Source organism: Pseudomonas sp. RGM 3321 (genome assembly GCF_022836805.1).
In the GTDB taxonomy this organism is placed as follows: domain Bacteria; phylum Pseudomonadota; class Gammaproteobacteria; order Pseudomonadales; family Pseudomonadaceae; genus Aquipseudomonas.
The window spans coordinates 14,214-26,431 of the sequence record NZ_JALHBH010000084.1 but is presented as its reverse complement, the minus strand read 5'-3'; the positions used below and the strand labels follow the sequence as shown (position 1 = coordinate 26,431).

The 12,218-nt window shown below is 55.6% G+C and carries 16 protein-coding genes; 15 read left to right on the top strand and 1 reads right to left on the bottom strand.

Translation table 11 applies throughout. The features are described from left to right. The first annotated feature begins 121 nt into the window (after nucleotides 1-121). The 15 genes from rpsH (at nucleotide 122) to bfr (ending at nucleotide 9,252) form a co-directional block, all read left to right on the top strand. Nucleotides 122-514 (top strand): 30S ribosomal protein S8, encoded by a 393-nt coding sequence (gene rpsH, locus RGM3321_RS02620; RefSeq protein ID WP_002555475.1) that lies wholly within the window; start codon nucleotides 122-124, stop codon nucleotides 512-514. Nucleotides 515-526: 12 nt separating this feature from the next. Continuing rightward, nucleotides 527-1,060 (top strand): 50S ribosomal protein L6, encoded by a 534-nt coding sequence (gene rplF / locus RGM3321_RS02615; RefSeq protein ID WP_003369019.1) that lies wholly within the window; start codon nucleotides 527-529, stop codon nucleotides 1,058-1,060. Between the two features lie 10 nt (nucleotides 1,061-1,070). Continuing rightward, nucleotides 1,071-1,421, top strand: a complete 351-nt coding sequence (gene rplR / locus RGM3321_RS02610; protein WP_002555473.1) for a 50S ribosomal protein L18 — start codon at nucleotides 1,071-1,073, stop codon at nucleotides 1,419-1,421. Between the two features lie 3 nt (nucleotides 1,422-1,424). Continuing rightward, the gene (gene rpsE, locus RGM3321_RS02605; protein ID WP_003317099.1) at nucleotides 1,425-1,925 is read left to right on the top strand and encodes a 30S ribosomal protein S5; all 501 of its coding nucleotides are present in this window, start codon (nucleotides 1,425-1,427) and stop codon (nucleotides 1,923-1,925) included. 2 nt (nucleotides 1,926-1,927) lie between these two features. After that, nucleotides 1,928-2,104 (top strand): 50S ribosomal protein L30, encoded by a 177-nt coding sequence (gene rpmD / locus RGM3321_RS02600; protein ID WP_002555471.1) that lies wholly within the window; start codon nucleotides 1,928-1,930, stop codon nucleotides 2,102-2,104. 3 nt (nucleotides 2,105-2,107) lie between these two features. Next, a complete protein-coding gene (gene rplO / locus RGM3321_RS02595; protein WP_002555470.1) occupies nucleotides 2,108-2,542 on the top strand; it encodes a 50S ribosomal protein L15 in 435 nt (144 codons plus the stop codon). Next, a complete protein-coding gene (secY, locus tag RGM3321_RS02590) occupies nucleotides 2,543-3,877 on the top strand; it encodes a preprotein translocase subunit SecY (protein ID WP_002555469.1) in 1,335 nt (444 codons plus the stop codon). A 28-nt stretch (nucleotides 3,878-3,905) separates the two neighbouring features. Continuing rightward, nucleotides 3,906-4,022, top strand: coding sequence for a 50S ribosomal protein L36 (gene rpmJ / locus RGM3321_RS02585; RefSeq protein WP_002555468.1), 117 nt, complete (start codon nucleotides 3,906-3,908; stop codon nucleotides 4,020-4,022). A 130-nt stretch (nucleotides 4,023-4,152) separates the two neighbouring features. Continuing rightward, on the top strand, nucleotides 4,153-4,509 hold the full coding sequence (gene rpsM / locus RGM3321_RS02580) for a 30S ribosomal protein S13 (RefSeq protein ID WP_002555467.1): 357 nt from the start codon (nucleotides 4,153-4,155) through the stop codon (nucleotides 4,507-4,509). Nucleotides 4,510-4,539: 30 nt separating this feature from the next. After that, nucleotides 4,540-4,929: a 30S ribosomal protein S11 gene (gene rpsK, locus RGM3321_RS02575; protein WP_002555466.1), complete on the top strand. Its 390-nt coding sequence runs from the start codon at nucleotides 4,540-4,542 to the stop codon at nucleotides 4,927-4,929. 18 nt (nucleotides 4,930-4,947) lie between these two features. Further along, entirely contained in the window at nucleotides 4,948-5,568 is a 621-nt protein-coding gene (gene rpsD / locus RGM3321_RS02570; RefSeq protein WP_002555465.1) for a 30S ribosomal protein S4, read from the top strand. A gap of 22 nt (nucleotides 5,569-5,590) precedes the next feature. Continuing rightward, the gene (gene rpoA / locus RGM3321_RS02565; protein ID WP_002555464.1) at nucleotides 5,591-6,592 is read left to right on the top strand and encodes a DNA-directed RNA polymerase subunit alpha; all 1,002 of its coding nucleotides are present in this window, start codon (nucleotides 5,591-5,593) and stop codon (nucleotides 6,590-6,592) included. A 41-nt stretch (nucleotides 6,593-6,633) separates the two neighbouring features. Further along, nucleotides 6,634-7,020 carry a 50S ribosomal protein L17 gene (gene rplQ / locus RGM3321_RS02560; protein WP_002555463.1) on the top strand — a complete coding sequence of 129 codons (387 nt, stop codon included), beginning with the start codon at nucleotides 6,634-6,636 and terminating at the stop codon, nucleotides 7,018-7,020. 167 nt (nucleotides 7,021-7,187) lie between these two features. After that, complete coding sequence (locus tag RGM3321_RS02555; RefSeq protein ID WP_244391464.1) at nucleotides 7,188-8,633, top strand: catalase; 1,446 nt, start codon at nucleotides 7,188-7,190, stop codon at nucleotides 8,631-8,633. A 154-nt stretch (nucleotides 8,634-8,787) separates the two neighbouring features. Beyond that, complete coding sequence (gene bfr / locus RGM3321_RS02550) at nucleotides 8,788-9,252, top strand: bacterioferritin (protein ID WP_244391462.1); 465 nt, start codon at nucleotides 8,788-8,790, stop codon at nucleotides 9,250-9,252. A 94-nt stretch (nucleotides 9,253-9,346) separates the two neighbouring features. Here bfr and uvrA read toward each other — a convergent pair whose 3' ends face one another. Then, on the bottom strand, nucleotides 9,347-12,181 hold the full coding sequence (gene uvrA / locus RGM3321_RS02545) for an excinuclease ABC subunit UvrA (protein WP_244391460.1): 2,835 nt from the start codon (nucleotides 12,179-12,181) through the stop codon (nucleotides 9,347-9,349). Between the last annotated feature and the right edge of the window lie 37 nt (nucleotides 12,182-12,218).

Genomic DNA, 12,218 nt, shown 5'->3' with positions numbered 1-12,218 from the left:
TTTCCGGGGTAGGACTAGAATTGCCGGCTCGCCTGAGCCCGTGTTTTTACTTGCCCGGAAGTTCTCGGCGATCAAGCTGTAGCCGCAAGGCTAATTATTTTGTTTTAGGAGCGTCTAGCCCATGAGTATGCAGGACCCGTTAGCGGACATGCTAACTCGTATCCGTAATGCCCAGATGGCTGAAAAGCCCGTCGTAAGCATGCCATCTTCCACGTTGAAGGTTGCTGTAGCAAAAGTCCTGAAGGACGAAGGCTACATTGCGGGTTATCAGATCAGCAGCGAAGTTAAATCCTCGCTGTCCATCGAGCTTAAGTACTTCGAAGGCCGTCCGGTCATCGAAGAGGTTAAGCGCGTCAGCCGCCCAGGCTTGCGTCAGTACAAGTCCTCCGATGATCTGCCGAAAGTTCGTGGCGGTCTTGGTGTGTCTATCGTCTCCACCAGTAAAGGTGTGATGACGGATCGTGCTGCGCGCGCTGCCGGTGTCGGTGGCGAAGTGCTTTGCACTGTGTTCTAAGGGGGGATAAGCATGTCACGCGTAGCTAAGAACCCCGTTAAGTTGCCATCCGGCGTCGAAGTTAAACTCGTCGGCCAGCAGCTTTCGGTGAAGGGTGCCAAGGGCACTCTAGAACTGAACATCCATTCGTCCGTTGAGATTGTTGAAGAAGCTGGTGAGCTGCGTTTCGCTGCTCGCAATGGCGATCAACAAACCCGCGCAATGGCAGGCACCACTCGTGCACTGGTTAACAACATGGTCCAGGGCGTAAGCCAAGGCTTTGAGCGTAAGCTCCAGCTGGTCGGTGTTGGTTACAAGGCGCAAGCAAAAGGCACGGTCCTGAACCTTGCACTTGGCTTCTCGCACCCGGTGGACTATGAATTGCCGAATGGCATCACCGCTGAGACCCCCAGCCAGACCGATATCCTGATTCGCGGTATCGATAAGCAGTTGGTTGGTCAAGTGGCCGCTGAGATCCGCGACTTCCGCCGTCCTGAGCCTTACAAAGGCAAAGGTGTGCGTTACGCGGACGAAGTCGTCCGCCGTAAAGAAGCCAAGAAGAAGTAGGGCATAGCAAATGACCGTCAAAAAAGTTACCCGACTGCGTCGCGCTCGCAAAGCACGCCTGAAAATGCACGAGCTAGAAGTCGTGCGTCTCTGCGTGCACCGCTCTTCGCAGCACATTTATGCCCAGGTCATCTCGGCCGACGGCAGCAAAGTCCTGGCAAGCGCCTCGACTTTGGACAAAGAACTGCGTGATGGCGCCACTGGCAACATCGACGCGGCCACTAAGGTTGGCAAGCTGGTCGCCGAGCGCGCGAAAGCCGCGGGTGTATCGCAAGTCGCTTTCGACCGTTCTGGCTTCAAGTACCACGGCCGTGTCAAAGCGCTGGCTGATGCTGCTCGTGAAGGCGGGCTGGAGTTCTAAGTTATGTCAAATCACGACCAAAAACGCGACGAAGGCTACATCGAGAAGCTGGTTCAAGTTAACCGCGTGGCCAAAACCGTAAAAGGCGGCCGTATCTTCACTTTCACTGCGTTGACCGTAGTGGGTGATGGTAAGGGGCGCGTTGGCTTCGGCCGTGGCAAGTCACGTGAAGTGCCTGCTGCGATCCAGAAGGCGATGGAAGCTGCTCGTCGCAACATGATTCAGGTTGATCTGAACGGCACTACCTTGCAGTACGCAATGAAGTCTGCTCATGGCGCCTCGAAGGTGTACATGCAGCCTGCTTCTGAAGGTACCGGTATCATCGCTGGCGGCGCAATGCGCGCAGTGCTGGAAGTTGCTGGTGTCCAGAACGTATTGGCCAAGTGCTACGGTTCGACTAACCCGGTAAACGTGGTTCACGCCACTTTCAAGGGTTTGAAGGGCATGCAGTCTCCTGAGTCGATCGCTGCCAAACGTGGCAAGCGTGTTGAGGAGATCATCTGATCATGGCTACCGTTAAAGTAACGCTGATCAAAAGCATGACCGGCCGCATCCCTAATCACAGATTGTGCATTAAGGGTTTGGGTCTGCGTCGCATCGGTCACACTGTAGAAGTCCTGGATACTCCCGAAAATCGCGGGATGATCAACAAGGCTTACTACATGCTGCGAGTCGAGGGTTAATCGATGAAACTCAATGATCTAAGTCCAGCGCCGGGTTCCCGTCGCGAAAAGCATCGTCCGGGCCGTGGTATCGGTAGCGGTTTGGGCAAGACCGGTGGCCGTGGCCACAAAGGTCAAAGCTCCCGCTCCGGTGGCACTATTGCTCCGGGCTTTGAGGGCGGCCAACAGCCGCTGCATCGTCGCCTGCCAAAATTCGGTTTCGTTTCCCTGAAAGCCATGGACCGCGCAGAAGTGCGTCTGTCCGAGCTGGCTAAAGTGGAAGGCGACATCGTAACTGTGCAGTCCCTGAAAGATGCCAACGTGATTAACCAGAACGTTCAGCGTGTGAAAATCATGCTGTCGGGCGAAGTTACTCGCGCTGTTACTATCAAGGGTATCGCCGCCACCAAAGGTGCGCGTGCGGCTATCGAAGCAGCTGGCGGCAAGTTCGAGGAATAAATGGCTAAGCAAGGTGCTCTCTCTGCGCTCGGCAAAGGCGGTATGTCTGAACTCTGGGCTCGTCTGCGTTTTCTGTTCCTGGCGATTATCGTCTACCGAATAGGCGCACACATCCCGGTTCCAGGTATTAACCCTGACCGACTCGCAGAACTGTTTCGACAGAATGAGGGGACCATTCTTAGCTTGTTCAACATGTTTTCCGGTGGCGCGCTGGAACGGATGAGCATCTTTGCATTGGGGATCATGCCGTATATTTCGGCATCGATCATCATGCAGTTGATGACCGCCGTCAGCCCACAACTGGAGCAGTTGAAGAAGGAAGGTGAAGCTGGCCGTCGCAAGATAAGCCAGTACACCCGCTATGGCACCGTTGTCCTGGCTCTCGTTCAAGCTATCGGCATGTCCGTTGGCCTGGCGAGTCAGGGCGTCGCGTTTTCTGGGGACCTGGGTTTCCACTTTGTGGCCGTAACTACCTTCGTGGCAGGTGCGATGTTCATGATGTGGCTGGGCGAGCAGATTACCGAACGCGGTGTCGGCAACGGTATCTCGATGTTGATCTTCGCAGGTATCGTCGCTGGTCTTCCGAGAGCAATTGGGCAGTCTTTCGAGTCTGCCCGTCAGGGTGATATCAACATCTTCGCTCTGGTTGCTATCGGTTTGCTGGCAGTAGCGATCATCGGTTTCGTGGTGTTTATTGAGCGTGGTCAGCGTCGTATCGCTGTTCATTACGCCAAGCGTCAGCAGGGCCGCAAGGTTTTCGCTGCACAGACAAGCCACTTGCCGCTGAAAGTGAACATGGCTGGCGTTATTCCAGCCATTTTCGCGAGCAGCATTTTGCTGTTTCCGGCTTCGTTGGGGTCCTGGTTTGGTCAGTCTGAAGGTCTGGGCTGGTTGCAGGACATCTCGCAGTCGATCGCTCCTGGTCAGCCGTTGAATATTCTGCTGTTTAGTGCAGGGATTATTTTCTTCTGCTTCTTCTATACGGCGTTGATGTTCAATCCGAAAGACGTAGCGGAAAACCTGAAGAAGTCCGGTGCCTTTATTCCGGGTATTCGTCCAGGTGAGCAGTCGGCGCGCTATATTGATGGCGTTTTGACTCGCTTGACCATGTTCGGTGCTCTATATATGACGGCCGTGTGTCTGCTTCCCCAGTTTCTGGTGGTTGCGGCAAACGTACCGTTCTACCTTGGCGGGACCTCGTTGCTGATCGTGGTCGTGGTTGTGATGGACTTTATGTCGCAAGTGCAATCTCACCTCGTTTCGCACCAGTATGAATCCCTGATGAAGAAAGCCAACCTGAAGGGCTACGGTGGCAGCGGCGGTATGCTGCGCTGAAGCACCCCTAAGGTTCGAGGAGTTGGTGATGAAAGTTCGTGCATCGGTGAAAAAGCTGTGCCGTAACTGCAAGATTATTCGCCGCGAAGGTGTGGTTCGAGTAATTTGCAGCGCGGAACCACGTCATAAGCAGCGCCAAGGCTGATTGTGATTTGTGCTTAAGCCCAGCAGCTAGTGCGCTGCTGGGTTGATTATTTGTTACTACAGCGATATTATCTCGCGCCCTATTTCTTGGCTTCCGGGGCGTAGGTAGCTGTCAATTGGAGTCCCACTGAATGGCCCGTATTGCAGGCGTTAACATTCCAGATAACAAGCATACTGTTATCTCGCTGACCTACATCTATGGTGTTGGTCGCACCACTGCACAGAAAATTTGTGCAACCACCGGTGTAAACCCGGCGGTGAAAATCAAAGATCTGAGCGACGAGCAGATTGAACAGCTGCGTGGCGAAGTGGCGAAGTTCACCACTGAAGGTGACCTGCGTCGCGAAATCAACATGAAAATCAAGCGCTTGATGGACCTGGGCTGCTACCGCGGTCTGCGTCATCGTCGTGGTCTTCCAGTACGCGGTCAGCGTACCAAGACCAACGCGCGTACTCGCAAAGGTCCGCGTAAGCCGATCCGCAAGTAATCGCACCAGCGCAACGACAGGAATTTAGTCATGGCAAAACCTGCTGCTCGTCCTCGTAAAAAAGTTAAAAAGACAGTGGTTGATGGCATCGCCCACATCCACGCGTCGTTTAACAACACAATCGTCACCATTACCGATCGTCAAGGTAACGCTCTTTCATGGGCTACCTCCGGCGGTTCGGGTTTCCGTGGTTCGCGCAAGTCCACCCCGTTCGCTGCTCAAGTAGCTGCTGAACGTGCTGGTCAAGCTGCGCTGGAGTACGGTCTGAAGAACCTCGACGTCAATGTCAAGGGTCCAGGCCCAGGTCGTGAATCCGCTGTCCGTGCATTGAACGGCTGTGGCTATAAGATCGCCAGCATCACCGACGTGACGCCAATCCCGCACAACGGGTGCCGTCCGCCGAAGAAGCGCCGCGTGTAATCCAGGAGACTGTAAGAAATGGCTCGTTACATTGGTCCAAAATGCAAACTTGCTCGTCGTGAAGGCACCGATCTCTTTCTGAAGAGCGGCGTTCGCGCTATCGAATCCAAGTGCAACATCGAAGCAGCTCCAGGTATCCACGGCCAACGCCGCGGTCGCCAGTCCGATTACGGTACTCAGCTGCGTGAAAAGCAAAAAGTCCGTCGTATCTACGGCGTTCTCGAGCGTCAGTTCAGCGGCTACTACAAAGAAGCCGCCGGCAAGAAAGGTGCAACAGGCGAGAACCTGCTGCAACTGCTCGAATGCCGTCTGGACAACGTTGTATACCGCATGGGCTTCGGCTCGACGCGTGCCGAATCCCGTCAATTGGTTTCGCACAAGTCGGTCAGCGTAAACGGCAAAACCGTTAACGTTCCTTCTTATCAGGTTCGTGCTGGCGACGTTGTTGCTATCCGCGAAAAAGCTAAGAATCAGCTGCGTATTGTCCAGGCTCTCGATCTGTGTGCCCAACGTGGCCGCGTAGAATGGGTAGAAGTAGACACTGAGAAGAAATCGGGCGTTTTCAAGAACGTTCCAGCTCGCAGTGATCTATCCGCCGACATCAACGAAAGCCTGATTGTCGAGCTCTACTCCAAGTAAGGGCTAGAAAATAGGTGCATCCATGCAGATTTCGGTAAATGAGTTCCTGACACCCCGCCATATTGATGTGCAGGTTGTCAGTCCAACCCGCGCCAAGATCACTCTCGAGCCTCTCGAGCGTGGTTTCGGCCATACCCTGGGCAACGCGCTTCGCCGCATTTTGTTGTCCTCCATGCCCGGCTGTGCAGTAGTCGAGGCCGAGATTGACGGTGTACTCCATGAGTACAGCGCCATCGAAGGTGTACAGGAAGACGTCATTGAAATCCTGTTGAACCTTAAAGGTCTGGCTATCAAGCTGCACGGTCGAGACGAAGTTACGCTGACCTTGTCGAAGAAGGGTTCGGGGGTGGTTACCGCTGCCGATATTCAGCTGGATCATGATGTCGAGATCGTTAACCCCGATCACGTAATCGCTAACCTGGCGTCTAACGGCGTCTTGAACATGAAGCTCACAGTAGCTCGTGGTCGTGGTTATGAGCCGGCAGACTCGCGTCAAAGCGATGAAGACGAAAGCCGCAGCATTGGTCGCTTGCAGCTTGACTCTTCGTTCAGCCCGGTTCGCCGTATCGCATACGTGGTGGAAAACGCCCGTGTCGAGCAGCGTACTAACCTGGACAAGCTGGTTATTGATCTGGAAACCAACGGTACTCTGGACCCTGAAGAGGCTATCCGTCGCGCTGCAACCATCCTGCAACAGCAGTTGGCTGCGTTCGTGGACCTCAAAGGCGACAGCGAACCAGTGGTAATCGAACAGGAAGACGAGATCGATCCGATCCTGCTTCGTCCGGTTGACGATTTGGAACTGACCGTGCGTTCGGCCAACTGCCTTAAGGCGGAGAACATCTACTACATCGGCGATCTGATTCAGCGCACCGAAGTAGAGCTGTTGAAGACTCCGAACCTGGGCAAGAAATCCTTGACCGAGATCAAGGACGTTCTGGCTTCTCGTGGTCTCTCCCTCGGCATGCGCCTCGACAACTGGCCGCCGGCAAGTCTTAAGAAGGACGACAAGGCTACGGCCTGATCGTCGTAATCACCGAACGCGAGTTTGGTAAGGAATGAACCATGCGTCATCGTAAAAGTGGACGTCACCTGAGCCGTACCAGCTCTCACCGCAAAGCCATGTTTCAAAACATGGCGGTGTCGCTGTTCGAGCACGAGCTGATCAAAACTACCCTGCCGAAAGCCAAGGAACTGCGTCGCGTTGCCGAGCCGCTGATCACCCTGGCCAAGGAAGACAGCGTTGCTAACCGTCGTCTGGCTTTCGACCGTACTCGTTCGAAAGAAATCGTCGGCAAGCTGTTCAACGATCTGGGCAAGCGCTATGCAACCCGTCAGGGCGGCTACCTGCGTATCCTCAAGTGCGGTTTCCGTGCTGGCGACAACGCGCCAATGGCGTACGTCGAGTTGGTTGATCGTCCTGTCGGTGGCTCTGTAGAAGCCGCTGAATAAGACGTCAGTTTGAACAAGAAACCGGGCCTTGCGCCCGGTTTTTTGTTGCCTGGCATTAAAAAAACCTATTGATAGTCATGATGCAATGAATTCGACGCTGCAATAGTTTTCCACAATACTTCCTCTCAAGCCAATTAACCGGCTATACACGCCAGAGGAAGACTTACATGAGCCAGAAGACCCTTACGACCGCCAGCGGTGCACCAGTCGCCGACAACCAGAATTCCCGCTCGGCAGGCCCGCGTGGTCCTTTACTGCTCGATGATTTCCACCTGATTGAAAAGCTTGCTCATTTTAACCGTGAGAATATTCCGGAACGTCGTGTACACGCCAAAGGATCGGGAGCTCATGGCACGTTCACCGTTACCCGTGATATCAGCCAATACAGCAGCGCCAAGCTGTTCGACACGATCGGTAAGCAGACCCCGATTTTTCTACGTTTCTCCACTGTAGGTGGTGAGCGTGGCTCGGCGGACACCGAACGTGACCCGCGCGGCTTTGCAATCAAGTTTTACACCGAGGAAGGTAACTGGGACATCGTGGGTAACAACACGCCAGTGTTCTTTATCCGTGACCCGCTGAAATTTCCTGACTTCATCCACACCCAGAAACGTCTTCCGCAAACCAACCTGAAAAGTCCGCAAATGATGTGGGATTTCTGGTCGCACTCGCCTGAGGCGTTGCACCAGGTCACTATTCTGTTCTCGGACCGAGGCATTCCGGACGGCTATCGCCACATGCACGGCTTTGGTAGCCATACGTACAGCCTGATCAGCGCTGCAGGGGAGCGTCATTGGGTGAAGTGGCACTACAAGACCCGGCAGGGCATCAAGAACCTCACGTCAGCCGAGGCCGCGCGCATTGCGGGCACTGATCCCGATTACGCCCAGCGCGACCTGTTCACTGCTATCGAGAGGGGCGACTTCCCCAAGTGGCAGGTCTGCATTCAGCTGATGAGCGAAGCCCAGGCTGCGAACCACCACGAGAATCCGTTCGACGTGACCAAGACCTGGTCGCAGAAGGAATATCCGCTGATTGAAGTCGGTGAACTGGAGCTGAACCGTAACCCGCTCAACTACTTTGCCGAAGTTGAGCAAGCAGCGTTTGGTCCCAGCAACATGGTGCCCGGTGTTGGCTTGTCGCCGGACCGTATGTTGCAAGGGCGCGTATTTGCGTACGCTGATGCACATCGTTATCGCGTAGGTACCAATCACCAGCAATTGCCGATCAATGCACCGCGGAACCCAGTCCATAGCTACCAGCGTGACGGGTCGATGGCCTTCGGTACCAATGGCGGGGCGGCTCCGAACTATGAGCCAAACAGCTATTCGGATGCACCGAAAGAAGATCCACGCTATGCAGAACCCGCGCTGGCTTTGAGCGGTGCCGCAGGTCGTCATGATCATCGTGTGGATGGCGATTACTACAGTCAGGCGGGCAAGTTGTTCAACCTGATGAGCGCTGATCAAAAAGCGCTGCTGATCAGTAACATTGCGGGCGCGATGGGTGGTGTTTCCAGTGACATCGTTCAGCGTCAACTGCAGCATTTCTACAAGGCTGACCCTGCCTACGGGGAAGGCATCGCCAACGCTTTGGGTGTAAAACTGGGCTGAGTCGAAGTGAGAAACAGAACCGCCCTCATTTGGGCGGTTTTTCGCTTCTTAACGGCGTAATTTCGCCACTTTTCGTCGGTTTATTGCGTTTTTCTCAGTGACCTCGCGCGGCGCTTGGTTCAAACTATCGGCTTTGAAGCAGGAGTCTGGTGCGATGCAAGGCCACCCCGAAGTAATCGATTATCTCAACACGTTGCTCACGGGCGAACTGGCAGCTCGTGACCAATATTTCGTTCACTCGCGCATGTATGAAGACTGGGGCTTTTCAAAGCTCTATGAGCGTATCAACCACGAGATGGAAGAAGAGGCACAACACGCTGATGCGCTGATGCGTCGTATCCTGATGCTTGAAGGCACGCCACGCATGCGTCCGGATGATCTGGACGTCGGCACCACAGTGCCTGAGATGCTCGCCAGCGATCTGCGTCTGGAATACAAGGTTCGCGCTGCGCTGTGCAAGGGCATTGAGCTCTGTGAGCTGCACGGCGACTACGTGACCCGTGAAATCCTGCGTGTGCAACTGGCTGATACGGAAGAAGACCACACTTATTGGCTTGAACAGCAAATGGGCTTGATCAAGTCCATCGGCCTGCACAACTACCTGCAATCGCAGTTCTGATTCGGCAGCCATAAAAAAAGCTCCTGCACTTGCGTGACAGGAGCTTTTTTGTATCCGGGTCTGACTGAAGCCAGACCCGTTTTCGCAACGCCGGTTAAGCCCTGTCTCTGATCAACAGGGGCTTCAGGTAATGCCCGGTGTACGACTGTTCCATCTCGGCGACCTGTTCAGGTGTGCCGGTCGCAATGATCTGCCCACCTCTCGAACCGCCTTCCGGCCCCAGGTCCACCAGCCAGTCGGCCGTCTTGATGACATCCAGATTGTGCTCGATCACCACCACGGTATTGCCGTGGTCGCGTAGGCGATGCAATACATCCAGCAACTGCTGAATATCCGCGAAGTGCAGGCCTGTGGTCGGCTCGTCGAGGATGTACAGCGTCTTGCCAGTGTCACGCTTGGACAGCTCACGCGACAGCTTGACGCGCTGCGCCTCGCCGCCTGACAAGGTCGTCGCCGATTGCCCCAGCTTGATATAGGAAAGTCCTACGTCCATCAGGGTTTGCAGCTTGCGCGCCAGTGCCGGAACGGCGTCGAAGAACTCACGCGCTTCCTCGATGGTCATTTCCAGCACTTCGTGGACGTTCTTGCCTTTGTACTTGATCTCAAGCGTTTCACGGTTGTAACGCTTGCTCTTGCACACATCGCAGGGCACGTAGATGTCCGGCAGAAAGTGCATCTCGACCTTGATAAGCCCGTCGCCCTGGCACGCTTCGCAGCGTCCGCCCTTGACGTTGAACGAGAACCGGCCCGGACCGTAGCCCCGTGAGCGCGATTCAGGTACACCGGCAAACAGTTCACGAATCGGCGTGAACAGCCCGGTATAGGTCGCCGGGTTTGAGCGCGGCGTACGACCAATAGGGCTCTGGTCAATGTCGACGACCTTGTCCAGATGCTGCAGACCATTGATGCTGTCGTGGGCGGCCGCCTCAAGCGTCGTGGCACCGTTCAGCGCCGTGGCGCTCAGCGGAAACAGTGTGTTGTTGATCAGCGTCGACTTGCCCGACCCGGAAACACCCGTCACGCAGGTCAGCAGACCAATCGGAATATCGAGATTGACGTTCTGCAGGTTGTTGCCACGCGCACCTTTGAGCGTCAGCGACAGCTTTTTGTTACGCGGCGTGCGCTTGGCGGGCACAGCAATCTTCACACGGCCCGACAGGTATTTGCCGGTCAGTGAGTCAGGATGCGACATCACTTCGTCCGGCGTACCTTCGGCAACGATATGACCACCATGCACGCCCGCGCCCGGGCCGATGTCGACCACATAGTCGGCCAGACGAATCGCATCTTCATCGTGCTCCACCACAATCACGGTGTTGCCAATGTCGCGCAGGTGCTTGAGCGTGCCCAGCAAACGATCGTTATCGCGCTGGTGCAGGCCAATGGACGGCTCATCGAGGATGTACATCACCCCGACCAGGCCCGCGCCGATCTGGCTGGCCAGGCGGATACGCTGAGCCTCACCGCCGGACAGAGTGTCCGCGCTGCGATCCAGTGTCAGGTAATCCAGCCCGACATTGACCAGAAACTGCAGACGCTCACGGATTTCCTTGAGAATCTTGTCGGCAATTTCGCCTCGCCGTCCGGTCAGCTTGAGCGTTTCGAAGTAATGCGTGGCATCGCCAATCGGCAAATTGGTCACCGCAGGCAAAGTCTTTTCACCTACCCACACATGGCGCGCCTCACGACGCAAGCGGGTGCCTCGGCAATCGGGGCAGGGCTGCGTGCCCAGAAACTTGGCCAGCTCTTCACGCACGGTCGCTGATTCGGTTTCCCGGTAGCGACGTTCCAGATTCGGCACGATGCCTTCGAACGGGTGCGCGCGCTTGACGATATCGCCGCGGTCGTTCAGATAGCGGAAGTCGACGTTCTGCGAGCCGCTGCCGTTGAGCAGAATTTTCTGCATGTCGGCCGGGATTTCTTTGAACGGCACTTCCAGACTGAAACCGTAGTGCTTGGATAACGACCCCAGCATCTGGAAGTAATAGACGTTACGCCTGTCCCAGCCTCGTATCGCGCCTTCGGCAAGCGTCAACTCGGCATTTACCAGCCGCTTGATATCAAAGAACTGCTTTACGCCCAGACCGTCGCAGGTCGGGCAAGCGCCGGCCGGGTTGTTGAAGGAGAACAGCTTCGGTTCCAGCTCGCTGATCGCATGGCCACAGATCGGGCAGGCGAAGCGGGCAGAGAAAATCACTTCTTCGCCCGGCTCATCGTCCATGGGCGCGACCAACGCAATACCGTCGGCCAGCTTCAACGCGGTTTCAAAGGATTCCGCCAAGCGCTGCTGCAGATCGGCGCGGACCTTGAAACGGTCTACTACCACATCAATCGAGTGCTTCTTCTGCTTGTCCAGCTTCGGCAGCTCATCCAGCTCGCACAGCTTGCCGTTGACCCGCGCGCGAACAAAACCTTGCGCGCGCAGCTCTTCAAAGACCGACAGATGTTCACCCTTGCGCTCACGGATAACCGGCGCAAGCAGCATCAACTTGCTACCCTCGGGCTGGGTCAACACCAGATCGACCATCTGGCTGACGGTCTGCGCTTCCAGCGGGATATCGTGGTCCGGGCAGCGAGGCTGTCCGACTCGCGCATATAAAAGACGCAGGTAATCGTAAATCTCGGTGATTGTCCCCACGGTGGAGCGCGGGTTGTGCGACGTGGATTTCTGCTCGATGGAGATGGCTGGTGACAGACCTTCGATCGTGTCGACGTCCGGTTTTTCCATCATCGACAGGAACTGCCGGGCGTAGGCAGACAGCGACTCGACATAACGGCGTTGCCCTTCGGCATACAGCGTATCGAAAGCCAGCGAAGACTTGCCTGAGCCGGAGAGCCCGGTGATAACGATCAGTTTGTCGCGGGGAAGTGTCAGGTCAATATTTTTCAGGTTGTGGGTTCGTGCCCCACGTATCAGGATCTTGTCCACTGCGGCCTCGCTTGGCGGGCATAAACGACGGAGTATA

Coding starts and splice junctions, on each gene's coding strand:
- rpsH (WP_002555475.1), top strand. CDS start 122: ATGAGTATGCAGGACCCGTTAGCGGACATGCTAACTCGTATCCGTAAT.
- rplF (WP_003369019.1), top strand. CDS start 527: ATGTCACGCGTAGCTAAGAACCCCGTTAAGTTGCCATCCGGCGTCGAA.
- rplR (WP_002555473.1), top strand. CDS start 1,071: ATGACCGTCAAAAAAGTTACCCGACTGCGTCGCGCTCGCAAAGCACGC.
- rpsE (WP_003317099.1), top strand. CDS start 1,425: ATGTCAAATCACGACCAAAAACGCGACGAAGGCTACATCGAGAAGCTG.
- rpmD (WP_002555471.1), top strand. CDS start 1,928: ATGGCTACCGTTAAAGTAACGCTGATCAAAAGCATGACCGGCCGCATC.
- rplO (WP_002555470.1), top strand. CDS start 2,108: ATGAAACTCAATGATCTAAGTCCAGCGCCGGGTTCCCGTCGCGAAAAG.
- secY (WP_002555469.1), top strand. CDS start 2,543: ATGGCTAAGCAAGGTGCTCTCTCTGCGCTCGGCAAAGGCGGTATGTCT.
- rpmJ (WP_002555468.1), top strand. CDS start 3,906: ATGAAAGTTCGTGCATCGGTGAAAAAGCTGTGCCGTAACTGCAAGATT.
- rpsM (WP_002555467.1), top strand. CDS start 4,153: ATGGCCCGTATTGCAGGCGTTAACATTCCAGATAACAAGCATACTGTT.
- rpsK (WP_002555466.1), top strand. CDS start 4,540: ATGGCAAAACCTGCTGCTCGTCCTCGTAAAAAAGTTAAAAAGACAGTG.
- rpsD (WP_002555465.1), top strand. CDS start 4,948: ATGGCTCGTTACATTGGTCCAAAATGCAAACTTGCTCGTCGTGAAGGC.
- rpoA (WP_002555464.1), top strand. CDS start 5,591: ATGCAGATTTCGGTAAATGAGTTCCTGACACCCCGCCATATTGATGTG.
- rplQ (WP_002555463.1), top strand. CDS start 6,634: ATGCGTCATCGTAAAAGTGGACGTCACCTGAGCCGTACCAGCTCTCAC.
- RGM3321_RS02555 (WP_244391464.1), top strand. CDS start 7,188: ATGAGCCAGAAGACCCTTACGACCGCCAGCGGTGCACCAGTCGCCGAC.
- bfr (WP_244391462.1), top strand. CDS start 8,788: ATGCAAGGCCACCCCGAAGTAATCGATTATCTCAACACGTTGCTCACG.